Origin of the sequence: Rhizobium sp. BK602 (assembly GCF_014195095.1) — a bacterium.
Taxonomy (GTDB): domain Bacteria; phylum Pseudomonadota; class Alphaproteobacteria; order Rhizobiales; family Rhizobiaceae; genus Rhizobium.
Window position 1 is genome coordinate 98336 of sequence record NZ_JACIBC010000001.1, and the last position, 23812, is coordinate 122147.

20 protein-coding genes are annotated in these 23812 nt (G+C 61.6%); 11 read left to right on the forward strand and 9 right to left on the reverse strand.

Annotated elements, in window-relative coordinates; translation table 11 throughout:
- Positions 1-14: 14 nt before the first annotated feature.
- Positions 15-809, reverse strand: coding sequence for an extensin family protein (locus FHX11_RS00490; RefSeq protein WP_184353971.1), 795 nt, complete (start codon positions 807-809; stop codon positions 15-17).
- Positions 810-1084: 275 nt separating this feature from the next.
- Here FHX11_RS00490 and FHX11_RS00495 point away from each other — a divergent pair, with 275 nt between their 5' ends.
- From FHX11_RS00495 to FHX11_RS00515, 5 genes are all read left to right on the forward strand, one after another.
- Positions 1085-3310: a TonB-dependent hemoglobin/transferrin/lactoferrin family receptor gene (locus FHX11_RS00495; RefSeq protein WP_184353973.1), complete on the forward strand. Its 2226-nt coding sequence runs from the start codon at positions 1085-1087 to the stop codon at positions 3308-3310.
- A gap of 406 nt (positions 3311-3716) precedes the next feature.
- Positions 3717-5240, forward strand: a complete 1524-nt coding sequence (locus tag FHX11_RS00500; RefSeq protein WP_184353975.1) for an ABC-F family ATP-binding cassette domain-containing protein — start codon at positions 3717-3719, stop codon at positions 5238-5240.
- Between the two features lie 114 nt (positions 5241-5354).
- Entirely contained in the window at positions 5355-6254 is a 900-nt protein-coding gene (locus FHX11_RS00505; protein ID WP_184353977.1) for a DUF805 domain-containing protein, read from the forward strand.
- A gap of 215 nt (positions 6255-6469) precedes the next feature.
- On the forward strand, positions 6470-8659 hold the full coding sequence (locus FHX11_RS00510) for an anthranilate synthase (RefSeq protein ID WP_184353979.1): 2190 nt from the start codon (positions 6470-6472) through the stop codon (positions 8657-8659).
- Positions 8660-8913: 254 nt separating this feature from the next.
- A complete protein-coding gene (locus tag FHX11_RS00515; RefSeq protein ID WP_184353981.1) occupies positions 8914-9549 on the forward strand; it encodes a glyoxalase superfamily protein in 636 nt (211 codons plus the stop codon).
- Positions 9550-9588: 39 nt separating this feature from the next.
- Here FHX11_RS00515 and bluB read toward each other — a convergent pair whose 3' ends face one another.
- Complete coding sequence (bluB, locus tag FHX11_RS00520; protein ID WP_246780861.1) at positions 9589-10332, reverse strand: 5,6-dimethylbenzimidazole synthase; 744 nt, start codon at positions 10330-10332, stop codon at positions 9589-9591.
- Positions 10333-10742: 410 nt separating this feature from the next.
- On the opposite strand from bluB, the gene emfA reads away from it, so the two are divergent.
- On the forward strand, positions 10743-11657 hold the full coding sequence (gene emfA, locus FHX11_RS00525) for a CDF family cation efflux transporter EmfA (protein ID WP_184353983.1): 915 nt from the start codon (positions 10743-10745) through the stop codon (positions 11655-11657).
- Position 11658: 1 nt separating this feature from the next.
- Complete coding sequence (gene queF, locus FHX11_RS00530) at positions 11659-12123, forward strand: preQ(1) synthase (protein WP_184353984.1); 465 nt, start codon at positions 11659-11661, stop codon at positions 12121-12123.
- Between the two features lie 58 nt (positions 12124-12181).
- Here the strand turns inward: queF and FHX11_RS00535 are convergent, their stop codons facing one another.
- Entirely contained in the window at positions 12182-12985 is an 804-nt protein-coding gene (locus tag FHX11_RS00535; protein ID WP_184353986.1) for a DUF2076 domain-containing protein, read from the reverse strand.
- A gap of 232 nt (positions 12986-13217) precedes the next feature.
- Between FHX11_RS00535 and FHX11_RS00540 the strand changes: the two genes are divergently transcribed.
- Positions 13218-13805, forward strand: coding sequence for an ATP-dependent Clp protease proteolytic subunit (locus FHX11_RS00540; protein WP_184353988.1), 588 nt, complete (start codon positions 13218-13220; stop codon positions 13803-13805).
- A gap of 215 nt (positions 13806-14020) precedes the next feature.
- On the opposite strand, the gene FHX11_RS00545 is transcribed toward FHX11_RS00540, so the two are convergent.
- The 3 genes from FHX11_RS00545 to FHX11_RS00555 are packed head-to-tail and all read right to left on the reverse strand — an operon-like array spanning position 14021 to position 16364.
- The gene (locus tag FHX11_RS00545) at positions 14021-14404 is read right to left on the reverse strand and encodes a VOC family protein (RefSeq protein ID WP_184353990.1); all 384 of its coding nucleotides are present in this window, start codon (positions 14402-14404) and stop codon (positions 14021-14023) included.
- Positions 14370-15554, reverse strand: a complete 1185-nt coding sequence (locus FHX11_RS00550; RefSeq protein WP_184353992.1) for an MFS transporter — start codon at positions 15552-15554, stop codon at positions 14370-14372. Before FHX11_RS00550 ends, FHX11_RS00545 begins: the two co-directional genes overlap by 35 nt.
- Positions 15555-15578: 24 nt before the next feature.
- Entirely contained in the window at positions 15579-16364 is a 786-nt protein-coding gene (locus FHX11_RS00555) for a DeoR/GlpR family DNA-binding transcription regulator (protein ID WP_184353994.1), read from the reverse strand.
- A gap of 227 nt (positions 16365-16591) precedes the next feature.
- Between FHX11_RS00555 and FHX11_RS00560 the strand changes: the two genes are divergently transcribed.
- Together FHX11_RS00560 and leuA are read left to right on the forward strand one after the other, a co-directional pair.
- Positions 16592-17776, forward strand: coding sequence for a benzoate/H(+) symporter BenE family transporter (locus tag FHX11_RS00560; protein WP_184353995.1), 1185 nt, complete (start codon positions 16592-16594; stop codon positions 17774-17776).
- Positions 17777-18126: 350 nt separating this feature from the next.
- Complete coding sequence (leuA, locus tag FHX11_RS00565; protein ID WP_184353997.1) at positions 18127-19836, forward strand: 2-isopropylmalate synthase; 1710 nt, start codon at positions 18127-18129, stop codon at positions 19834-19836.
- Between the two features lie 64 nt (positions 19837-19900).
- Here the strand turns inward: leuA and FHX11_RS00570 are convergent, their stop codons facing one another.
- Complete coding sequence (locus tag FHX11_RS00570) at positions 19901-21748, reverse strand: ABC transporter ATP-binding protein (RefSeq protein WP_184353999.1); 1848 nt, start codon at positions 21746-21748, stop codon at positions 19901-19903.
- A 364-nt stretch (positions 21749-22112) separates the two neighbouring features.
- Here FHX11_RS00570 and FHX11_RS00575 point away from each other — a divergent pair, with 364 nt between their 5' ends.
- The gene (locus FHX11_RS00575) at positions 22113-22517 is read left to right on the forward strand and encodes a hypothetical protein (protein ID WP_184355735.1); all 405 of its coding nucleotides are present in this window, start codon (positions 22113-22115) and stop codon (positions 22515-22517) included.
- Positions 22518-22578: 61 nt separating this feature from the next.
- Here FHX11_RS00575 and FHX11_RS00580 read toward each other — a convergent pair whose 3' ends face one another.
- Both FHX11_RS00580 and FHX11_RS00585 read right to left on the reverse strand, forming a co-directional pair.
- Entirely contained in the window at positions 22579-22782 is a 204-nt protein-coding gene (locus FHX11_RS00580) for a hypothetical protein (protein ID WP_184354001.1), read from the reverse strand.
- Positions 22783-22983: 201 nt separating this feature from the next.
- The gene (locus tag FHX11_RS00585; protein WP_184354003.1) at positions 22984-23808 is read right to left on the reverse strand and encodes an anti-sigma factor; all 825 of its coding nucleotides are present in this window, start codon (positions 23806-23808) and stop codon (positions 22984-22986) included.
- Positions 23809-23812: the final 4 nt, after the last annotated feature.

The following is a 23812-nucleotide window of genomic DNA, read 5'->3' on the forward strand; positions in this document are numbered from 1 at the left end:
GTCGTCTCGGCAACTCAGTGGCAATAGCGAAAGCCGCCGTTTCTCTTCAGCACGTCCAGATGAAAATGCGTCTCGTGGGCGGCGTCGCTCTCCGGGTCGAGGACGGTCGAGAAATAGAGGCAGGCCGAGGCGCTGGCCGTGCGCTGGAATGCGCCCGTCAGCGTCGGGTCCTCGCGCCGGGGTTCGATGTCGATGGTCTTGCCGTTCTCGAAGGTGAAGCCGGCAATGTCGATGGCATTGCCGCGGGCATGTTCGGAGATCTTGCCGGTGGTGGCGTTGTTGCGCAGGCGGCAGATATAGGTCGAGGCCTGGTTGATCGTGACGATCCGACCGTTGTCCTTCAGCGCGGCGGCGGAAGGGATCACGCTTTCCTTCATCCAATGGGCAAGCGCCAGGGCCGCCTCGCAGCGCATCGTGCCTTCCGGTTTCAACCGGATACCCGGCAGCGCTTCGGTAAGCGCGATCGGTTTGTCGATGCCGCAGCCATTGCCGTCGTCGATGCGGGGGATGTCCTTGAAGATGGCGCCCATGGCGGTCAATTGCGTGAGGCAGGCCTCGTGCTCGTCGTCCGGCTCGGTTGCGACGGTAGGGGGCGGAGTGAGAGGCGGCTTGGGCGGCCCCTGCATTTCTCCGGCGGATGGCTGGCTATCCGAAATCACCGGCTTCTCGGTGGGAACGGGTGCTTCCGTGGATGGTTGCTGGGGTGGTTCGCTATCCGGCTTTGGCTGCGGTATCGGGCCGGTTTGGGGGAGGGATGCTGCCGTCAGCATGATGAGGGCAGTGATGGCGGAGATGATCCGAAATAGCATCAAGTATTTCACCCATTTCTAATAGTGATGCGGTGAAAACGCTCGACACAGCGATTTCGTTGCAATTCAGCAACTTTTGCGATCCACTTTTAAACATGAGAATTTTATTCATGATTATCTTGCTCGGATATATTGACAGTAAAACTCATGTTTTTTATGCGACAGAAACAAGGCGGAATTTTTCCGTCTGTTAACGGAACGAGCCCAGCCAGCCCCTTGCTTGCCCCAGACGCAGCAACCAGCCAGCCCGGTGAAGCAATTCGAAAGGAATGGTTATGGTTGTCCGGCGATCCCGCTCGGCTCTCTTGGCATGCACCGCGGTTCTGGCTTTCGGGCTGGGCACGGCGTCCTATGCACAGACGGCTACCCAGAATGATACGACGACAGGCGAGGCGGCGCCGAAGAGCGACCGCGCGACCGATCTGAAGCCGATCGTGGTCAAGGGCAAGGCGACGAAAGACGTGCTTGCCGACTCTCCAACGACAACCGAGACGACGGCGCAGGAGATCGACGACAAGCAGATCAACAGCATCGAGGATCTCGGCCGCAGCACCGAGGTCGGCGTCGGCTTCAATCGCAACAGCGGCGGCGTCAATATCCGTGGTCTCGGAGACGACCGGGTGCTGACCACCGTCGATGGCATCGAGATTCCCTACCTGCTCGACGGCTCGCGCGACGCCGATGGTGGCGTCAACAGCTTCGACTTCAATTCGCTTTCGACCATCGATGTCGTACGCGGTGCCGATTCCAGCCGTGCCGGCTCCGGCGCCCTCGGCGGCGCCCTTGTGCTGCGCACATTGGAGCCGGAAGACCTGATCGGCCCTGACGCTACCTGGGGCGGCATCTTCAAGTTCGGCTATGACGGCGACGACCGCAGCATCGGCGGTTCGGCGGCTGTTGCCAAGCGGATCGACAATACCGCCGTGCTCTTCCAGGGCGGCTATACGCATGGACATGAGCGCGAGAACAACGGCGATGTCGGCGGCTACTCCACCACGCGTACCGAGCAGGACCCGGCCGACTACAATGAGCGCAACGGCCTGTTCAAGATCCGCCAATATACCGATGTAGGCACTTTCGGCATCACGGCGGAGCATTACAACAAGGACAAGACCATCGACTGGCGCAGCGCCCAGAGCCTGACCGGCAACTTCCGTCCGGGCGACTACGACAAGACCGACAATGTCGAGCGCAACCGCCTGTCGCTTGACTACAAATATGAGGCCGATAGCGCCGATTCCCTCATCGACACCGCCAATGCCGTCTTCTACTGGCAGAATCTGGTGCGCGAGAACGGGGTAGAAGGCTATCGCAATACCTCGGTCATCGGTGATTACTGGCGCCGGAACGAGCTGGAGGAGCGCAGCATCGGCTTCAGCGGTAATGCCTCGAAGGCTTTCGATACCGGCAACTTCCGTCACAACGTCACCGCCGGTCTCAATGTCGCCTTCTCCAAGACGCATCAATATTCGGCGGGCGAGGATAGCTGCGCTCTTCCCCGCTGGCGCGCAACCTGCGCATTCCTGCACACCAACCAGTCCGATATGCCCGATGTCGATGGCAAGCGCGTCGGCGCCTTCATCGACGACAAGATCGAGATCGGCTCCAGTGGCTTCTCGCTGACGCCGGGCCTGCGTTTCGACTGGTACGATTATTCGCCGAAGAACACGGATGCCTATCGCGATAGCGCCAATTATACCGGCCTGCCGTCCGGCCAGTCCGATACCCGCTTCTCGCCGAAGCTGCGTGCAGCCTACCAGCCGCAGAACAATGTCGAGTTCTATGCGCAATGGGCCATGGGCTTCCGTGCGCCGAATGCCAGCGAACTCTATCTGAACTATGGCGTGCCCGGCGGCTATGTCGCCTACGGCAATCCCGACTTGAAGCCGGAAACCAGCAACGGCATCGAAATCGGCACCAATCTCGGCGATGACGATTTCGGCGGCCACATCGGCGCGTTCTATAACAAATACAAGAACTTCATCGACTCGGAAGTGTCCCGCGATCCCACTGGCACCTATCCGCTGGGCATCACGGAATACTTCAACCGCGCCAATGTCCGCATGTTCGGCATCGAGGTCAACGCGCACAAGAAGTTCGACAACGGCATCCACATCAAGGGTGCGCTCGCCTATGTCAACGGCAAGGATTCCGATAGCGGTGAATGGATCGATTCCGTGGCACCTGCCAAGGCGGCCTTCACCGTGGGCTATGCCACCGAGATCTGGGGAACCGACCTGACCTTCATCACGGCGACCAGCGAGCCGAAGAAGGATGGCGACAACTTCCGCACGCCGGGCTACGGCATCTTCGATCTCACAGGCTGGTGGGAGCCGGAACAGGTGAAGGGCCTGACGCTGCGCGCCGGTGTCTACAACATCTTCAACAAGACCTATTACGACGCGCTCAATGCAGCGACCACCACCACCATGACGCAGCCCGCCGCCTTCTATTCGGAGCCGGGACGGACCTTCAAGCTGACGCTGACGCAGAAATTCTAGGGAAGCCGAATACACGCAGCAAACTTGGGCGATGCTTCGGCATCGCCTCTTTTTTGCATTCTGGCGTAGCGTGTTCATGCGTGCGCAATTGTAAATCGTAGCCGCCAATGTTATTGAGGCTGTGTGATCTTTAACCCGTTTTGAGAGAGGAGGACCGTATGACCAAGATTGTCTGGCATATTCGCCAGTTCGGTCCGACTCAGGCCCTGCAAATGCGTTTGCAGGGCTGATCAGAGGCTGTCACTCACTCATTCCTTCTGGTCTGCCCCTGTGGGTAATGCAGCGCCGAACGCATGTGTTCGCGCGGCTGCATCATGACGATTTCCCAAACGATATCCTCATTGCGTGGCGATAAGGCTCCCTTCGTCGATGCAGGATTCCGTTCGGGTCACACCGGAAGAAGACCATGACTCTGATCAATCTGCGCAATGTCGGCATCACCCTGGGTGTGCCGCTGATTTCCAATCTCAATTTCACCGTCGCCGCCGGCGACCGCATCGGCATCGTTGCCGCCAACGGGCGGGGCAAGTCCACGCTGCTCAACTGCATCGCCGGCCGGCTGGAGCCGACGGTCGGGGACATCACCCGTTCGCGCGGCCTGACTGTCGGCTATGTCGAGCAGAATGTCCCCGCCGAGCTCGCAAATGTATCCTTCCATGATGCGGTGCTTGGCGCTCTATCGGCCGAGCAGGCCGAGAGCGAGGGCTGGCGCGTCGATGTCACGCTGGATTCACTCGATGTGCCGGAGGCGCTGCGGGGGAGGGCGCTCGCGGCGCTCAGCGGTGGCTGGCAGCGGCTGGCCATGCTGGCCCGCGTCTGGGTGACCGAGCCAGATGTTCTGCTCTTGGACGAGCCGACCAACCATCTGGATCTTACCAAGATCGCTCTGCTGGAAGAGTGGCTGAACGCTCTGCCCCGCGATGTGCCTGTCCTGATCGCAAGCCACGACCGCGCCTTTCTCGATGCCGTCAGCAACCGCACCCTGTTTTTGCGGCAGGAGCAATCGCAGACCTACGCCTTGCCCTATGGCCGGGCGCGGGCGGCGCTGGACGAGGCGGATGCCTCGGATGAGCGGCGCTTCCAAAAGGACATGAAGGTGGCGCAGCAACTGCGCAAGCAGGCCGCCAAGCTCAACAATCTCGGTATCAATTCCGGCAGCGACCTGCTGACGGTGAAGACGAAGCAGCTCAGGGCTCGCGCCGAGAAACTGGAGGATGCGGCCCGGCCCGGCTATCAGGAGCGCTCGGCGGGCACGATCAAGCTTAGCAATCGCGGCACGCAGGCGAAGATATTGCTGACGCTCGACGACGCCTCCGTCGAGACGCCGGATGGAACGCTGCTGTTCAAGACCGGCAAGCACTGGATCTGCCAGGGCGACAGGGTCGTTCTGCTTGGAGCCAATGGTGCGGGCAAGACGCGGCTTGTCGAGATGATGCAGAAGGCCATCGCCGATCAGCTCGCCCTGGGGACTATCCGGGCGACGCCCTCGCTGGTGCTCGGCTATAGCGATCAGGCTTTGTCCAATCTCGGCCAGGAGGATACGCCGCTTGACGCGATTACCCGTTCGTTCGAGCTTGGCGAACAGCGGGCGCGCACCCTGCTTGCCGGTGCCGGCATGGGCATCGACATGCAGGGCTGTGCTATCGGCAGGCTGTCGGGCGGGCAGAAGGCGCGGCTGGCGATGCTGGTGCTGAGGCTCACCAACCCCAATTTCTACCTGCTCGACGAGCCGACCAACCATCTCGATATCGACGGGCAGGAGGCGCTGGAGGACGAGTTGATGACGAACGAGGCGAGCTGCCTGCTCGTCTCCCACGACCGCAGCTTCGTCCGCAACATCGGTAATCGGTTCTGGCTGATCGACAGGAAGCGGCTGGTCGAGGTGGAGGGGCCGGAGGCGTTTTTCGCGGAGGCCAAAAGGCAGGAATGAGAGGTAGGGCAGCGGAGCGCCGACGGACGGCAACTTTAAGCATATCTACTCGTCAAGTTGACAGCGTGAAATATCGGAGTGCAAAAGACAGCCGAAGCTTCATGAGGGTGCAACTTGACGAGTTTGTTTCTGAACGATCGCTTAAATCGCCCTACATACTGGATGTTCATCTCCATACTCTTGGGATTTTGGATCGGAGCCGTCGTTCTAAGCAAGATGGGCTACGCGCCCGATCTCTTACGCTATACGAACCTCGCCCTCTTCTTCGTCGCTTCTGTGATGGGGGCGCGACTGCGGGATTTCGGATGGTCAGCCTTTTGGGGGTGGGCGGGAGTTGCGGCATTTAGCTTCACTATCCCCATTGGCATAATGGTGATGCGAGAGCCAACAATATTGTCGGGCGGCGAGATAAGTGGTGTCGCTGGACGCTACATTTTGTTACTCTCCACTCTTCCATTCTGGGCTCTGATCGTAGCCGTGGGGCTTCCTGCTAGTGATCCGAATAGTAAGTATGGAAGGTCATCGCGGTACAATATAACTGTATCGGAAAGTACGCAGCAGTTCGCATTGCGCTGGACCTCTTGGACGTTCGCAATTTTCAGGCGACGCGTGAACCGCTCAGTTTACTGGGTTGGCGTGTCGACTGTCTTTGCGATTCTTTTCGCACGAGTGGCGGCGGAACGTGGCAGCAACGACGAAGTTTTGGATACGCTGCGGTTGTTCTTATTGGTAATTGTTATTGTTGCTAAGCTCGTTGCTGCGCGCCTGCGCGATTTTGGGTGGCCTGGGAGTTGGGGATGGGGTGCAGTCTGTGGTCTAAATTTTGTTGTTCAAGGGATAATGTTCTCGTTCATTGAGGACAACCAGATGGATGCTTTGCTGACATATGTGAGGTCGGGGCCAATACTTCTTTGTTTGGCTATAATTGTCGGCGTTGGCATCCCGAGAGGAAATCCTGGCATTAATAAATTTGGCCCGCCCTTTCACTGGAGGCGAAGCAAGGTGGCTGCTTAATCTCGACATTCCCGCTTGCACATCCCCTCATCTCACGCTAACAATTCCCGCCATGAACATGTCCTTGAACAACATCGCAGTTTGGTGGTGGGCTCGCTGAGGCGGCCTCGACCAATCGTGTTCAAAGACGACGAGTGAGCCGCCCGAGATTTCGAGGCGGCTTTTTTGTTATAAAGGCCGTCTGTCATCCGGGCCCGATAACGGAGTGAGGAACAATGGTAACGATCCTGCGGGATGATGGTGCGGAAATCTACGAGACGAAGGGTGGGATCACCGTCACCCGGCAGCGCCGGCCGACGCCCTATGCGGATGCCGTATCGTCCTATATCGACAAGCTCGACGAGCGCCGCGGCGCAGTCTTCTCGTCGAACTACGAATATCCCGGCCGTTATACGCGTTGGGACACCGCCATCGTCGATCCGCCGCTCGGCTTGTCCTGCAACGGGCGCGATGTCTGGATCGAAGCCTATAACGAGCGCGGCGAGGTCATTCTCGGTTTTATCGCCGAAAAGCTGAAGACGGTTTCCGATGTGACGCTCGGCGCTTCGACGCCGCGCAGGCTCGACCTGACGGTAAAGGTGCCGGATCGCGTCTTTACCGAGGAAGAGCGCTCCAAGACGCCGACCGTGTTCACCGTGCTGCGTGCCGTCACCGATCTCTTCTATTCGCAGGCCGATGCCAGCATCGGCTTCTACGGCGCCTTCGGCTACGATCTCGCCTTCCAGTTCGACGCCATCGACCTGAAGCTCAAGCGTCCCGACGACCAGCGCGACATGGTGCTCTATCTGCCGGATGAAATCCTGGTGGTGGACAATTATTCCGCCAAGGCCTGGATCGACCGCTACGACTTCGCCAAGGGTGGCGTCTCCACCGAAGGCAAGTCCGGCGAAATCGCCCCCGAGCCGTTCCGCCATACCGATGCCATTCCGCCGAAGAGCGATCATCGCCCCGGCGAATATGCCGAGCTGGTGGTCAAGGCCAAGGAAAGCTTCCGCAAGGGCGATCTCTTCGAGGTCGTGCCCGGTCAGAAGTTCATGGAACGCTGCGAGAGCAAGCCGTCCGATATTTCCAAGCGGCTGAAGGCGATCAATCCGTCGCCCTATTCCTTCTTCATCAATCTCGGCAACCAGGAATATCTGGTCGGCGCATCGCCGGAAATGTTCGTGCGCGTCTCCGGCCGCCGCATCGAGACCTGCCCGATCTCGGGCACGATCAAGCGCGGCGACGATCCGATCGCCGACAGCGAGCAGATCCTGAAATTGCTGAATTCCAAGAAGGACGAATCCGAGCTGACCATGTGCTCCGACGTCGACCGCAACGACAAGAGCCGCGTCTGCGAGCCGGGCTCGGTCAAGGTCATCGGCCGCCGGCAGATCGAGATGTATTCGCGCCTCATCCACACGGTCGACCATATCGAGGGCCGGCTGCGCGACGACATGGATGCCTTTGACGGCTTCCTGAGCCACGCCTGGGCCGTTACCGTCACCGGCGCGCCGAAGCTCTGGGCCATGCGCTTCATCGAAAGCCATGAGAAGAGCCCTCGCGCATGGTATGGTGGGGCGATCGGCATGGTCGGCTTCAACGGTGACATGAACACCGGCCTGACGCTGCGTACCGTCCGCATCAAGGACGGCATCGCCGAGGTGCGCGCCGGTGCAACCTTGCTGAACGACTCGAACCCCGAGGAAGAAGAAGCAGAAACCGAACTGAAGGCCTCCGCCATGCTCGCCGCTATCCGTGATGCCAAGACTGCCAATTCCGGCAAGCAGCAGCGCGACGTCGCGTCCGTCGGCAAGGGCGTGAAGATCCTGCTGATCGACCACGAGGACAGTTTCGTGCACACGCTGGCGAATTACTTCCGCCAGACGGGCGCTATGGTGTCGACCGTGCGCACGCCGGTGCCGGAAGAGGTCTTCGACCGGCTGGACCCCGATCTGGTGGTGCTGTCGCCGGGACCGGGCAATCCGAAGGATTTCGATTGCAAGGCGACGATCAAGAAGGCGCGGGCGCGCAACCTGCCGATCTTCGGCGTCTGCCTGGGGCTCCAGGCGCTTGCCGAAGCCTATGGCGGCGAGCTGCGCCATCTGGCGATCCCGATGCACGGCAAGCCCTCGCGCATCCGCGTGCTCGAGCCGGGTCTGGTCTTCTCCGGCCTGGGCCGCGAAGTCACCGTCGGCCGCTATCACTCTATCTTCGCCGATCCCTCGACCCTGCCGCGTGAGTTCATGATCACGGCCGAAAGCGAGGACGGAACGATCATGGGCATCGAGCATGTCAAGGAGCCGATCGCGGCGGTGCAGTTCCATCCGGAATCGATCATGACGCTCGGCGGCGATGCCGGCATGCGGATGATCGAGAATGTGGTGGCGCATCTGGCGCGCAAGGTGAAGACCAAGGCGGCCTGAAGCCAGGAACCGCCAGCCGTGAATTGGAAAACGCCCCCGGTGTCCGGAAAGGTGCTGGGGGCGCTTCCGTTTTGGGCGAGCGATTATGATGACATCGGCTTTTTGTCGCCGGTTTCGCTCACATGGGCCTGCTGTGAGGTGGTTTGACTTGCCGCAGGTTGTCCCCTAATCTTTCCGCGTTCCTGTGGGGCGCATCGGCATTGGGGCCGAAAGGGCTAGGCCCGCCCGCTGATAACCTCAGCAGGAGTCTGTCCATGCCAACCCTCGATACCTATCGCAAACAAGCCAAGCTGCTGATGCGCTGGCACCGTGACCGCGACTATTCCATTGGCGGAAGAGTTCGCGTGCTCGACCGTTTCAGCGCGCTGACGGATCGCGAGATCCTGGCGATGAAATTCCCTTTGGCGCTGGCGCAGGAGATCGTTGCGGTCGAGGCGGGCCACAGAAGCTGGGCCGAGTTGAAGGCCGTGGCGGTGGATGCGCCGAAGACGCCGGCCGCATCGACGGAACCGCCGGTTTTCAAGAGCGTCATACCGATCCTTTTCGTGCGGGACGTGACGGCCAGCGCGGCCTTCTTCAGGGACAGCTTGGGCTTCGTGGCAGAATTCCTGCATGGCGCACCGCCGTTTTATGGAGCGGTGTCGCGCGACGGCATCTGGATCCACTTGCGGCTCGTCTACGAGCCCTATTTTGCCGCGGCGGCCGCAAAGGAGGGGTCGCTCATTCTGGCTTCGATCGAAGTTTCGAATGTCCAGGGACTGTTCGAGGAGTTCAAGGCCAGAGGCGTGGAGTTCGCACAGCGACTGACCAAGCAGGCCTGGGGCGGCACCGATTTTCATGTGCGCGACCCGGACGGCAATGTGATTTCGTTTGTTGCGTTCAGATCGTGACGTTTTGATCCGTCGAGGGCTGCCGGAAAGCGGCCGCCCTTACAGGTCCTCGCAATCCTGCCAGCCTTCCTCGAAGACGAGCTTGTCGAGCGGCAGGCGGTCGCGCCAGCCCTTCACGGCAAGTTCAGGCATGTCGTAGAGTTCGTCGACATAGCCGAGGCAGAGCCAGGCGACGATCTTGACGTGGTCGGGTATCTTCAGGATCGCCTTGATGGCGTCCTCGTGGAAGATACTGACCCAGCCGACGCCGACGCCTTCGGCGCGTGCCGCCAGCCAGAGATTTTGTACCGCGCAGACGGTCGAATAGACATCCGTCGCGGGATTGTGCGTGCGGCCGAGCACGACCGGGCCGCCGCGCTTGGTGTCGCAGGTGATGCAGATGCTGAGCGGCGCCTTGCGGATGCCTTCCAGTTTCAGCCGCTGATATTGCGCGCGCCGCCCGCCTTCGAACATCAGGGCGGCTTCCTCGTTTGCCTGGCTGAATGCCTGCCACGCCCGTTCGCGCGTCTCCGCCTGCCGGATCATGATGAAGTTCCATGGCTGCATGAAGCCCACCGAAGGCGCGCGATGGGCCGCCTCCAGCAGCCGTCGGACGAGATCGTCGGGCAGGGGATCGGGCCGGAACTGGTCGCGCACGTCGCGACGCGTCTCGATGGCACGGTAGACCGCCGTGCGCTCCTCCTCGGAAAAGGCGCAAGCCGCGATCAGATGAGCGGCTGCTTCCGGCGATACGGTGGCGGAGGAGGTGTCGTACGGATCGGCGGGATCATCGGAGGGCTGCATGTTCAACCATAGGGCTTGGAGTGGGATGCCCTTCGCCTGCGGATGCCGTCCGTCATGCTAGGGCGTATGTCTACTGCGCGATCGCGCGGCAAAGTACCAGCAGGATTTTCACCTGTAGCGCATGGCAGGCCTCGAATCCGTGCGGGATTGCGACCTCGATCATTCTTCATCCGCTTGGGAAAGCCGGCTTGGATTGGTTTAACCGGTGCATTGGGGATAAATTGTGGTGCGCGCGAGCCAGTCCATCCATTTGATAGATGGGCCATCCTTTGACAAACGGGCCGTTCTGCATCATATGAGCCCTTGATGAGCCGCCTGCGCGAATTTCGCGCGGGCGGTTTTGCATTTGAATGGCGCCGTTTTTGCAATTCGTTCGCATAAGCACGGTGTGCCGACATCTGGAGAAGCGCATGAACAGCCGAGGAAACGATACGATCAGGCGGCTTGCCCTGTGGGGTATCCCGCTATCGCTTGGTGTCATGGGGCTGAAGATGGTCGCCTGGTGGGTGACGGGTTCCGTCGCGCTTCTGTCGGACGGTCTGGAATCCCTCGTCAATGTCGTTGCCGCCTTCATCGCCTTCTTCGTCATCCGCTATGCGCAGAAGCCGGCCGACCGCGACCATCCCTTCGGTCATCACAAGGCGGAATATCTCTCCGCCGTCACCGAGGGGGTGATGATCGTCGTTGCCGCGCTGATGATCGTGCAGGAGGCGGTGGGGCATCTCGGCAACCCGCAGCCGATGCAGGCGCCGGTGCTCGGCCTCGTCGTCAATCTCGGCGCCGGTGTCATCAACGCCTTCTGGGCGCTGACGCTGATCCGCGCCGGCCGGGAGCATCGCTCGCCGGCCCTGACGGCGGACGGGCAGCATATCATGTCGGACGTCTATACGTCGGTCGGCGTGCTTGTCGGCCTGTTGTTGGCACTCGGAACCGGCTATCCGATCTTCGACCCTGTGCTTGCCATCCTGGTCGCCATCAACATTCTCTATCAGGGCTGGAAGGTGATCTCGGCCTCCATCGACGGCCTGATGGACAAGGCCGTCCTGCCGGACGAGGAAGGGGCGATCAAGGCGGCGATCGCGACGCATGCCGAAGGCTCTCTCGGCGTGCACGACCTGAAGACGCGCCGGGCTGGGGCGGTCACTTTCGTCGATTTCCACCTGGTCGTGCCGGCTGCCATGCCGGTGCGTGAGGCCCATCGCATCTGCGACCGCCTTGAAGACGCCATACGAGCGATCCATGCGGGCGCGGAAATAACCATTCACGTGGAGCCGGAGGGCGAGAAGGCCCACGGCATCCGCGTCAAAGTGATCAAGGAGACCTGATATGCCCAAGACCGATGTTTCCGGCCTGTCGATGCTCGGCAGCCAGACGGAAACGGCCGCAAACCCCGAAGCCGCCGTTCTCGAGAAGGTGCCCGCCGGCCATGCCGGTACGGATTATGTCGTGCGTTTCACCGCGCCGGAATTCACCTCGCTCTGCCCGATGACCGGCCAGCCCGATTTCGCCCATATCGTCATCGACTATGTGCCGAACGAATGGCTGGTGGAATCGAAGTCGCTGAAGCTCTTCCTGCATTCCTTCCGCAACCACGGCGCCTTCCACGAGGATTGCTCGATCTATATCGCCAAGCGGCTGGTCGATCTACTGGACCCGAAATGGCTGCGTATCGGCGCCTACTGGTATCCGCGCGGCGGCATCCCGATCGACGTTTTCTGGCAGACCGGCAAGCCGCCGGAGGGCGTATGGCTGCCGGATCAGGGCGTGCAGCCCTATCGCGGGCGCGGGTAACGAAAAAGCCGCCATCCGGAAGGAGGCGGCTTTTTGCTATCGTCAGGGGTGTATGAGCTCAGGCAAACGAGCTGTCGTCGCCGCCCGAGTCATAGGACGAATCGTCGTAGTCATCGTCGTCCTGATCGTCCGGGGTGTAGTCGGCATTCTGGACGCCGCCGTCGTCCTTGTTGTTGTCGTCGTTGCCGAAATAATTGTTGTTGATGATCGTTTCCTGTGCCGGCTGGTCGGCGGCGTTGGCGGCGGTGCCGCCGAAGAGGCCGCCGAGGCCGGACGCCGCTGCCGTGCCGCCGAGATGCGGGCTGAAGAGGCTGGAGAGCGAATTCGCCAGCATCACGCCGCCGGCAACGCCGGCCGCCGTACCCAGCGCCCCGCGCAGGAAGCTGCCGCCCGCCGAGGGGCCTGCTGCCTGCTGGGTCCACGGACCGGACGGCTGCGGCTGGCCGCCCCATGGGCCGGGCTGCGGCTGCGCATTGCGGGCATAGTCGTCATAAAGCCGGCCCTGCTGCTGCGGCGGATAGCCCGCCTGCGGCGCGGGCGCGCGCTGTTGCTGCTGATTGCCACCGAAGAGCGAACCGAGACCGCCGAGGAAGCCGCCGCTGCCCTGAGGCTGTGCGTGGGCATCGGCGCCCTGCTGCTCCAGTTCGTGCACGCGCGCTTCGAGCTGCTGGATGCGGTCGGCCGCTGCCTTCATGCCCTGTTCTTGAACAAGCACGGCCTGCGCCAGGAAATAGGGCGCGGCGGGCTGTTCGCGGATCGACTGGTTGATGAAGGCTTCGGCATCGGCGTCGCGCTGGGTGTTGGCGGTCGCGCGCACGCGGTCGAAGAGAGAGGCGAGCAATTGACGTTCTTCGGGCGACATGATGGCCTCCTTGGCGATCTGTTGCTGCAAATTCGGAGCGCGAGATTTCCCACGCTGACCTGACGTAGGATGCAATTCCGGCTTTTCAAAGCCTGTGCAAGTTACATTTCGGTAATCCGCAACCATAACACCCTGTTACCGGCCGCTATTCACGCCTTGCCTTTTTCCGGCATTGTTTTACGCATTGAGTCGCACTATGTGCGGTGAACGACGCATCATGCTGGAGAGTGGAATGAACGACGAAGACGAACAGGAAGACAAGAAGACCGAGCAGCCCTTGGGCAAGGACGCGGAGGCGAATCTTTTCAAGTCGCGTTCGATCTTCATCTATGGCGGCATCACGCAGGAACTGGCGCAGAAGGTCTGCTCGCAGCTCGTTGCTCTTGCCGCAGCCAGCGATGACGACATCCGCATCTACGTGAATTCGCCCGGCGGCCATGTCGAATCCGGCGATTCCATTCATGACATGATCAAGTTCATCAAGCCGAAGGTTTGGATCATCGGCACCGGCTGGGTCGCCTCCGCCGGCGCGCTGATCTATGTTGCCGCTCCGAAGGAGCGCCGCATTTGCCTGCCCAACACCCGCTTCCTGCTGCACCAACCGTCCGGCGGCACGCGCGGCATGGCCTCCGACATCGAAATTCAGGCTCGCGAGATCATCAAGATGAACGAGCGCCTGAACAAGATCTTCTCGGAAGCCACCGGCCAGCCGGTCGAGCGCATCGCCAAGGATACGGACCGCGACTACTGGCTCTCCGCCGAGGAAGCCAAGGCCTACGGACTGGTCTCGCGGATCGTGACCTCGCAGGCGGATATCTGATCCGCTGGGTTTTGCCGTTGACATGAAAGCGCCCTCGCTTGCCGGACGGTAGGCGAGGGCGTTTTGCTGCAAGGCGAAGAGATTCAGCCCATTGCATCTTGAGGAAGGCGCTGGCGGCGGTTCCGCCGCCAGCTTTCGCCGCTCGGGAGGGTGCAACGTTTCCTGAAGCGGCGGATTTGGAAGAGGCTGACGTGCGGTCTCGTGCGCGCCTCCTCCTATGGAGTGATCTCGACCGGGGTTCCGTCCGGCATGGCGATGACGGCCTCGTAAAAGCCGTCGCCGGTCGTTCGCGGCCCGGATATCAGGCAGCCATCCGTTTGGCATCGTTCCGCAAGCCTGTCGACGGCGGCCCGGTCTCCCAGCGACACCGCGATATGATCCCAGCCGACGCGCTCGCCTTGCGCGTCGGCCGCAAGCCATGGCCCGGTCATCAGTTCGATCTGGTCGGCGCTTTCCGGCAGAGAGACGAAGCGGGATATGAAGCCGTGGCGGCGCCGGCTGTGATAGGGTTCGCCGACCGTCGCCCCGAAATATTTCATCCAGAATGCCGCTGCGGCATCGAGATCACGCGTCCATAGAGCGGTATGGGCGATGCGCATCTTCCTCCTCCCGATCCTGATTGCGGGTGACGATGCCGGCGCAAAGGGGCGCTGCGCAAAGCAGTATGGCGAGCGCCCAGAAGGAGCCGGGCAGGCCGATGTGATCGGCCACGAAGCCCATGCCTGCGGGACCGACGAGGACGCCGGCATAGCCGGTCATGGTGATCGCGGCGATGGCAAGCCCCGATGGCATGGCCGTCTGTGCTCCGCCCTTGCGGAACAGCACCGGCACGATATTGGACGCGCCGAGCCCGATGAACAGGAATCCGCTCATGGCGAGGATCGTGACCGGGCTCAGCAGGAGAATGGCGAAACCAGCGACCGCGATGATCCCGCCCCACAGCAATATCGCCCGGTCGCCGATTTTTGCGGTGATCGCATCGCCGCCCAGGCGGCCGACCGTCATGGCGATGGCAAACAGCATATAGCCGAGGCCGCCATGGCTTGCATCGAGCCGGCCCTCGGTCGTCAGGAGCAGGGCGCTCCAATCGAGAATGGCACCTTCGACAAGGAAGGTGATGGCGGCAAGGAATGCAAGCAGCAGGACGAAGCCGCGCGGAATGACGAAGAGCGGCGCGTCCTCCGACTGCGCGGTCTTCAGCAGCCGGGGCCAGGCGATGGCCATGGCGAGCACCATCAGCGCCGAGCAGAGCAATGTTGCAACGAGAGGGCCGGCCTGAATGGAGAGCAGCAGCGTCACCAGCAGCGAACCGACGAAGCCGCCGATGCTGAAAAGCGCATGGAAGCCGGACATCAGCGGTCGGTCCGCACCCTTCTCGACTTCGACGGCGTGGATATTCATCGCGACGTCGATCGAGCCTAGAGATGCGCCGAAGGCGGCGAGGGCGAGACCCAGCGTGAACGGTGTACTGGCTACCGTCAGAAACGGCAGTATGATTGCGAGCCCGAGCCCGGCGGCGATGATGATCGGCTTGCTGCCGTATCGCGCGCTCAACATGCCGGTGACGAGCATTGCGGCCACGGAGCCGAGGCCGAGGCAGAGCAGCAGCATGCCGAGCACGCCGTCATCGACCCCGAGCCGGTTCTTGGCGAAGGGCACCAGCGGAGCCCAGCAGGCGAGGCCGAAGCCCGCAACCAAGAAGGCAAGCCGTGTTGCGAGCCGGGTCTCCGGCCGATCGGTGGATTGCATGATGTTTCCCTGTCTTTCCAAAAATCAGGAGGATGAAGCGACGCCATCCGGCTTCAGAAGCGTGAAGCCGGCGGCTAGGGCTGCTTCCTCATCCTCGGCCGGCAGGTCGTTCTCGACGATCAGCCAATCGATATCCGCCGCGCCGCCGATGCGATGCGGCGCGCGTTCGTGAAATTTCTCGGATGTGATCATCGCGATGCGCAGCGCGCTGCGCTTGAGGAGCGTCCGCTTGAAGATCGCGTCCGCATGTTCGTACACGCTGATGCCGTTTCGCGCCGAGATCGCGCAGACGCCGACGAAGCAGCGATCGATGTTCATGGTTTCGATCGCCGCCACAGCACCGGCATCGACGCTGCCGCCCACCACGGGATCGACCGCTCCGCCGATCAGCACGAGCGGAATGTCGCCACGTTTCATGACGGCGCTGGCTATATCGATGGAATTCGTCGCGATCGTCACTTCGCTGTTCTTCGGCAGCAACTCCACCATCGCGAGATTCGTGCTGCCGCTATCGAAAAACAGGAATTCGCCCGGCTGGATCATTCCGACCGCTACCCGCGCCAGCACTCTTTTTCGATCGGATGCCTGCCCGATCCGGGCGGAGATGGGCTGAGACAGCGTCAAAAGCGGAAGCGCGCCGCCATAGACACGCCGGCATTTGCCCTCGGCGGCTAGCGCCCGCAGATCGCGGCGCACGGCATCCTCGGACACGTTGAACTCCGCCGCCAGCGCCGCGGCCACGATCTCGCGCCCCTCCGCAAGCCGTGATTCGATGACATCTCTTCGGGATAATGGAAGTGAACTGCTCATGATCATGCATTAACGTGTAATAACGAGAGAGTCAATTTGCATGTTATTGCATGATTTGTGAGGGGTAGAGCTACCTCAACCCTGCGGCTGGCACGGACTGCATAATTCCGGTCGCGGACTGATAGCTCTTGCTGCCTCTTGTTACTCATTCTCAAAACAAAGCTTGCACGTCCCAGGCTTGTAATGCTCCATGCGCGCTTCGCTTTCACGAGTCGCGTGCCTCTGCCATGTTCAAGGATTTTTCGGTTCAAAGCCTGTTCATGGGCTGTCTCACCGCCGTCGTCGGTTTCTGCAGTTCCTTTGCGGTCGTGCTGCATGGGCTGCAGGCTGTGGGGGCAACGGGTGGGGAGGCGGCGTCGGGTCTAATGGCGCTGTCGGTATCGATGGGGCTTTGCGCTGTCATCTTGAGCGCCGTGACGAGGCTGCCGGTCAGCATCGCATGGTCGACGCCGGGGGCTGCGCTGCTCGCCAGTGCCGGCGCGATCGAGGGCGGTTTTCCGGCGGCGGTCGGCGCTTTTCTCGTCTGTGCGGTGCTGATCGTCGTTGCCGGCCTGTTCCGGCCGCTCGGGCGGGCCGTTGCCGCCATTCCGGCGACGCTCGCCAATGCGATGCTTGCCGGCGTGCTGCTGGGGCTCTGTTTCGCGCCGGTCAAGGCGATCGCCTTCAATCCGCTGTTCGGCCTGCCGATCATGGTCGCCTGGATCGTGGTCGGGGCGTTCAAGCGGCTGTGGGCGGTGCCGGCGGCGCTCGGCGCCTTCGTGCTAGTGCTGGCCTTCGGCGTGAAGATCCCCGCGGGGGCTTTCGCGTCGCTGGCGCATTCGCTGGTGCCGAGCGTCGAGTTGGTCACGCCGGTCTTCACCGTCGCCGGACTGGTCTCCATCGCGCTGCCGCTGTTCATCGTCACCATGGCGTCGCAGAATATTCCCGGGATCGCAGTGCTGAAGGTTCATCACTACGATCCGAAGCCGGGTCCGCTCTTTGTCATGACCGGCCTGTTTTCGCTGCTTGCCGCGCCTTTCGGCGGCCATGCCGTCAATCTCGCCGCCGTCACCGCTGCCATGTGCGCCGGACAGGACGCGCATGCCGATCCCCGGCGGCGCTATTGGGCGGCGATCGTCGCGGGCGTTGTCTATATTATTCTCGGCCTGCTTGCCGGCGCGGTGACGGCCTTCGTCGCTCTCGCGCCGCCGGTCCTGATCGAGGCGGTTGCCGGACTGGCGCTGGTCGGCGCGCTCTCCAATTCGGCTCTGAATGCCTTTCAGAGGGCCGAATCGCGCGAGGCGGCGGCCGTCACCTTTCTGGTCACGGCCTCCGGCGTCTCGCTGGCGGGGATCTCCGGTGCCTTCTGGGGGCTGATTGCCGGCGGGCTGATGATGGCGCTGTCGCATGCGGTACAAAAGCTGAAGCGATAAGTGGCAATTGCCGAAGAGATGGGCAGGGGGTTGCTTCTTTTTCGCCGCGCGGCTATAAGCGCGGCCATGAAGACGACTGGCGCAAAGATTTCCGAACAGATTGCACGTGGGCGCGTTGCCCTGCGTGACAATACGCGCGCCCTCACTTCGCTTCTCCTCCTCGGCCTTACGCGCGGTTGCCGGGTCCTTTGAGGAGCGCCCGGCGGCCGAAAAGCCCGCTGGCCATCGCTCCTCGCGACTTACCCTAAAATCGACAGCATACCCTCCAAAGGGTCCGCATTTGTCATCGCCAAACCGTCTGTGATCGGTTAAGACGCGGGGCAAATGACGGGAAAGGAAGAGACGAGACCATGGACGCGAACAGCCATTCCCCCAAAGGCATGCCCGAAGCAGCGGTGAAGTACCGCGCCTATCCGCAAATCAACATTCCCGACCGTACCTGGCCTTCGAAGACCATCACCAAGGCGCCGATCTGGTGTTCCGTCGACCTGCGCGACGGCAACCAGGCGCTGGTCGACCCGATGGGTCATGACCGCAAGGCCCGCATGTTCCAGCTGCTGCTGGACATGGGCTTCAAGGAAATCGAGATCGGTTTCCCCTCGGCCTCGCAGACCGACTTCGATTTCGCCCGCTGGTGCATCGAGCAGGGCAATGTGCCCGACGACGTGTCGCTGCAGGTTCTCGTTCAATGCCGGCCCGAGCTGATCACCCGCACCTTCGAGGCTCTGGAAGGCGCCAAGAAGCCGATCGTGCACTTCTACAATTCCACCAGCGAATTGCAGCGCCGTGTCGTGTTCGCCAAGGATGTGAAGGGGATCAAGGAAATCGCCGTCGATGCGGCGAAGATGATCACCGATATGGCCGCCAAGGCCGGCGGCGGCTATCGTTTCGAATATTCGCCGGAAAGCTTCACCGGCACCGAGCTGGATGTGGCGCTGGAAATCTGCAATGCCGTCATCGAGGTGGTGAAGCCGACGCCGGACAACAAGCTGATCATCAATCTGCCGTCTACGGTCGAAATGGCGACGCCGAACGTCTATGCCGACCAGATCGAATGGATGTGCCGCAATCTCGACAACCGCGAGAACCTGCTGATCTCCCTGCATCCGCACAACGACCGCGGCACCGGCATCGCCGCCGCCGAGCTGGCCCTGATGGCCGGCGCCGACCGCGTCGAAGGCACGCTGTTCGGCAATGGCGAGCGTACCGGCAATGTCGACGTCGTCACCATGGCGCTCAACATGTTCACGCAGGGCATCGATCCGGAGCTGGATTGCTCCAACATCGAGCGCATGAAGGACGTCTTCGAATATTCCAACCAGATGGCGATCGGCGAGCGTCACCCCTATGTCGGCGAGCTGGTCTATACCGCCTTCTCCGGTTCGCATCAGGACGCGATCAACAAGGGCATGAAGGCGGCGAAGGTCGCCAATCATCCGGTCTGGGAAGTGCCCTATCTGCCGATCGATCCGCAGGATGTCGGCCGCACCTACGAGGCGATCATCCGCATCAACTCGCAGTCGGGCAAGGGTGGCATCGCCTATATCATGCAGCAGGATTACGGCATCAACCTGCCGCGCAATCTGCAGGTGGAGTATCGTGAGGAGATCCAGCGCATTACCGACGAGGAAGGCAAGGAGCTGCCTGCGAAGCGGATCTACGAGCACTTCATCGAGCGCTACGTGACGCAGCCGAATGCCCGCCTGCGCTTCGTCGACCATCACACTTTCGCCGATCCCGAGCATAAGGGCCAGCGCATCGTCGCCGCCGAGATCACCGACAATGGCGAGGTGAAGCGCATCGAAGGCCGCGGCAACGGACCGATCGACGGCTTCATCAATGCGCTGTCGATCTATCTCGGCATTCCGATGACGGTCGAGGACTATTCCGAGCACTCGCTGCAGCATGGCTCCAACGCCGCGGCGATCTCCTATGTCGAGACCTCCTATCCGGGCGGCAAGCTCTTCGGCGCCGGCATCAACACCAATATCGTCGCCGCATCGCTCGAGGCGATCGTCTCGGCGGCGAACCGCGTGCTCGATCTCCAGAAGAAGAGCTGAGTTCAGTCTCGATCGTTTGATGCATGGAAAATCCCTCGGCATCGTCGAGGGGTTTTCTTTTCGCCTATTTGGTCTCGGCGCTCTCGTCCTTGCCGATGAAGCCGCCGGATTGCCGTGACCAGAGAGCGGCATAGATACCATCGCGGGCGAGCAGCTCCGTATGCGTACCATCTTCGGCGATCCGCCCTTGGTCGAGCACCACGATGCGGTCCATACGGGCGATGGTCGACAGGCGGTGGGCGATGGCGATGACCGCCTTTCCCTCCATGACGCCATAGAGCGTCTCCTGGATGGCGGCTTCCACCTCCGAATCCAGCGCCGAGGTCGCCTCGTCGAGCACCAGGATCGGTGCGTCCTTGAGGATGGCGCGGGCAAGGGCGATGCGCTGCCGCTGTCCACCCGACAGGTGGACGCCGCGTTCGCCGACATGGGCATCGTAGCCGGTGCGGTCATCGCGATCCACGAGGGTCGCGATGAGGCCGGCGGCTTCCGCCTTGTTCGCTGCTTGGGCGATTGCGGGTTCCGGGAAACGGGGATCGCGATGGGCGATGTTGTCGCGGACGGAGCGATGCAGCAGGGCGGCATCCTGGCTCACCATACCGATCTGCTGGCGCAGGCTTTCCTGCGCCACGGCGCGGATATCCTGCCCGTCGATCTCGATAATACCCGCTTCCGGATCGAAGAAGCGCAGCAGCAGATGGACGAGCGTCGACTTGCCGTTGCCGGAGCGACCGACGAGACCGACCTTTTCGCCGGGCGCGATCCTTAGCGAAACGCCGTCGAGGCCGCCGTTTCCCTTGCCGTAGTGATGGCTTACGTCCCGGAAGGTGATCGCTCCCTTGCGGACCACAAGCGCAGGCGCGGCGGGCCTGTCGGCGATGGCGAGCGGTTGCGCGACGGTCAGCAGCGATTGCCGCAGGGCGCCGAGGTGGCCGAACAACGATGATACCGCATCGAGCATCCATTCGGCCATGCCGGCGATGCGGAAGCTCAAGGCGAGCGAGGCTGCAATCAACCCGAGCGGCGCGCTGCCGGCCTGCCACAGGAAGACGGCATAGCCGACCAGCCCGACGATCAGAAAGCTGCCGAGGAACAACATGCTCGAATTGACCATGACCTCGAGCTTCTGCACGCGCACGAATGTGGCGCGGGCGGCGGCGAAGCGCTCCCGTGCCTCGCGGTCTTCTTCCTCCGCATTGGCGAAGAGCTTGATGATATCGATATTGGCATAGGTATCGACCAGCATGCCCGTCAGCGCGGAGTAGGCGCCCTGATAATCCTCGGATGCCTTACGAAGTCGTGGAATGACGACGGCCATCAGCCCGAGATAGCAGCAGACCCAGATCAGCAACGGCCAGATGAGGCGCGGATCGATCGCGGCCATCAGCCAGAAGGAGCCCGCGACATAAATGGTGACAAAGGACAGGGTGTGCAGCACGGCATAGGCGGCACCCGTCGCCGAACTGCCGATATCGCGCACCTGCGCGGCGATCCGTCCGGAAAAATCCTGGCGGAACCAGCCGACGGATTGGCGGAGCACATGGCGGTGCGCCCGCCAGCGGACCAGGGTTTCGGCATTCGGGCGGAAGGCGATATCGTCCAGGCTTTCGCGGAGATAGCCGGCAAGCGGCCGTCCGATCAGGACGAGCGCGGCGGCGGTGAGCAATGCGACGCCGTGCGAGGCCCAGAGCCGATCCGGTCGCACTGTCGCCAGAATATCCACGAGATGGCTGGTATAGCCGATCAGCCAGACCTCGATCGCCGCGCCGATCACGGTCAAGCCAAGGCTCATGGCCATGACAAGGCGAAACGGGCGCAGATTGCTTTTGAGGTAGCGCCAGCTATCCGGCGGCAGGGTCGGGTCGTCATAATTCTGGAATGGATCGACGAGCTTTTCGAAGCGACGAAACATGGGTGCCCTCCAGGGGCGAGAATGGCAATTTGATGGATGGGCCGAACCAGCAGCCCGTCACGGCACTGCTTTTCAGCGGTGGTTTCCTGTGCCGTGGGTTCTCATCAAAGTGCTCTCCTCTGAAAGTCGCTTGGGTGGATCTATAGCGCATGACGCCTTCGATGTCAGCGGCAATCACCGGTTTAGCGCGAAGGCCATGCGCGCTGTGATGGCGCGATGTTGCCGGGGCGACACACTTGCCTGTCGGCGAGGTAAGGCGAAGGATTGTATCAAGATGATTTCCGGATTATTCCCGAATGCCATATATTTTTCTAAGGTTAAATTATATGATATTCTTCTGGTTCAGAATGCGGAGGAGGGGAAAATGCCGCGCATTGCCAAATTATACTTCAAGACGGCAATCATATTCCTGATCGTCGGAATCGGGATAGGCCTCAATATGGCGATCACCAGGGATCACAGTGTTATCGGTGCGCATGCGCACGCCAATCTTCTTGGCTGGGTGACCATGGCGATCTTCGGTGGCTATCATGCCCTGAACCCACGCAAGGCGGAAAGGCGCCTGGCGATGGTTCAATATGTCGTTTACACGGTGGGTGTGGCGGTCTTGGTGCCGGCCCTCTACCTCATGCTTCTCGGCAATATGGCCATGGAGCCGGTCGTCGCGGCCGCATCGATCGTCACCTTTATCGGCGTGCTGCTATTCGCGGTGATCATCTTTACCGGCGAGCAGGCGGCGACAACGATTTCGCCGGCACCGTTTCGTTAAACGCCGTTTCATCGAGCCACTGACGGGAACGGAAGCGGCGGACGCTTGTCCGCCCTTCGGCTCAGGATTGATTGCGGGAAAGCTCGTCGCGGAGTTTGGTCAAGCGTTCGAGTTCTTCCTCCTGCTCGGCGATGCGCTCCGATGCCCGCTCCTCGTCCGCGGCGCCGGAATAGGCGGTTGCCTGTTCGATCAATTCCCGCAGGTTTTCCCGGATGATGGCCATGCGTCTGTCAAGTTCCGGAATGGTAAGCAGAATCTCGGACATATTCGATCTCCACGGCGAACGCCCGCCAAGCGCTCTCAGCGGCTGCGATCGATGGAATATAGTATCCTCCGGTCGAGCCAAAGCCGCAAGCACAAGCTCGTTCGGCGACATGCGCAGGATCGAGGATCTAATAAAGGGCGAGACGTAAATCCGAAAGATCGCGATGCGGTTTAGAGCGTCGCAGCGTTTCCTCGAATTGCTCTAGATTTCCGTTGCGACCCTGTTGGCGATCTCGTCGAGCATCGCGTCGGAGGAGGGGCCGACGACCGCATAGGTCGTACCATTGCGATGCCAGGAGACGATGCTGATATCGTCCTTGATGATCTCGTCGAAATTGCCGTCGCCGGGCGCGCCGTCTCTTTTCGTGAAGCAGACGGCGATGACGTCGCCGTCGAGATTCTTGTAGATCAATTGCCCGGCAGGCCTGCCATCGGCGACGAACATGCGCGCGCCCTGGAAAACCAGCCCGTCGGCGGCAAGATCCGGCAGGTTGAACGTCACGCCCACCGTACTCGTCAGCCATTTGGTGATTTCGTCGACTTCGCTTGCCTGCACCTCGACCATATGGCGTGGTTGGCGCGAATAGATGCGGTGATAGGCAGCGATCTCGTCCAGCCAGGTGCGGCTCGGCGTCGTTGCCGCGGGGACGGGGGCGGGCGCGGGGGAGCTGGTCGGAAGGACGCCGAGAAGATAGCCCATGCCGCCGCCGACAACGAAGAGGATAAGGGCTGCGGCCAGCGCCTGGCGGCCGGTGGGAGCAAGCTTGAAGGCGGGCCTGGACAGGCGAGGAGCCGGCTCTCGCGCCTTGGGCGCCTGCGCACTCTTGATCGAGCGCACCAGCGCCAGCGGCACCGGTTCCTTCAGCACTTCGTCGAAGGCTTTGCGGCCGACATCGGAGCCATGCTTCAGCTCATCGAAAATCCGCCGTGCTTCCGGATCGGAAGCGATCAGGCGCTCCAGCTCTTCCTTCTCCTCGCGGCTCGTCTCGCCGTCCATGAAGGCGGACAGGCGGGCTTCGAGCGGCATTTTC

Coding starts and splice junctions, on each gene's coding strand:
- FHX11_RS00585 (WP_184354003.1), bottom strand. CDS start 23,808: ATGCCGCTCGAAGCCCGCCTGTCCGCCTTCATGGACGGCGAGACGAGC.
- emfA (WP_184353983.1), top strand. CDS start 10,743: ATGAACAGCCGAGGAAACGATACGATCAGGCGGCTTGCCCTGTGGGGT.
- FHX11_RS00540 (WP_184353988.1), top strand. CDS start 13,218: ATGAACGACGAAGACGAACAGGAAGACAAGAAGACCGAGCAGCCCTTG.
- FHX11_RS00550 (WP_184353992.1), bottom strand. CDS start 15,554: ATGCAATCCACCGATCGGCCGGAGACCCGGCTCGCAACACGGCTTGCC.
- bluB (WP_246780861.1), bottom strand. CDS start 10,332: ATGCAGCCCTCCGATGATCCCGCCGATCCGTACGACACCTCCTCCGCC.
- FHX11_RS00570 (WP_184353999.1), bottom strand. CDS start 21,748: ATGTTTCGTCGCTTCGAAAAGCTCGTCGATCCATTCCAGAATTATGAC.
- FHX11_RS00495 (WP_184353973.1), top strand. CDS start 1,085: ATGGTTGTCCGGCGATCCCGCTCGGCTCTCTTGGCATGCACCGCGGTT.
- queF (WP_184353984.1), top strand. CDS start 11,659: ATGCCCAAGACCGATGTTTCCGGCCTGTCGATGCTCGGCAGCCAGACG.
- FHX11_RS00580 (WP_184354001.1), bottom strand. CDS start 22,782: ATGTCCGAGATTCTGCTTACCATTCCGGAACTTGACAGACGCATGGCC.
- FHX11_RS00560 (WP_184353995.1), top strand. CDS start 16,592: ATGTTCAAGGATTTTTCGGTTCAAAGCCTGTTCATGGGCTGTCTCACC.
- FHX11_RS00555 (WP_184353994.1), bottom strand. CDS start 16,364: ATGAGCAGTTCACTTCCATTATCCCGAAGAGATGTCATCGAATCACGG.
- FHX11_RS00545 (WP_184353990.1), bottom strand. CDS start 14,404: ATGCGCATCGCCCATACCGCTCTATGGACGCGTGATCTCGATGCCGCA.
- leuA (WP_184353997.1), top strand. CDS start 18,127: ATGGACGCGAACAGCCATTCCCCCAAAGGCATGCCCGAAGCAGCGGTG.
- FHX11_RS00500 (WP_184353975.1), top strand. CDS start 3,717: ATGACTCTGATCAATCTGCGCAATGTCGGCATCACCCTGGGTGTGCCG.
- FHX11_RS00510 (WP_184353979.1), top strand. CDS start 6,470: ATGGTAACGATCCTGCGGGATGATGGTGCGGAAATCTACGAGACGAAG.
- FHX11_RS00490 (WP_184353971.1), bottom strand. CDS start 809: ATGCTATTTCGGATCATCTCCGCCATCACTGCCCTCATCATGCTGACG.
- FHX11_RS00575 (WP_184355735.1), top strand. CDS start 22,113: ATGCCGCGCATTGCCAAATTATACTTCAAGACGGCAATCATATTCCTG.
- FHX11_RS00515 (WP_184353981.1), top strand. CDS start 8,914: ATGCCAACCCTCGATACCTATCGCAAACAAGCCAAGCTGCTGATGCGC.
- FHX11_RS00535 (WP_184353986.1), bottom strand. CDS start 12,985: ATGTCGCCCGAAGAACGTCAATTGCTCGCCTCTCTCTTCGACCGCGTG.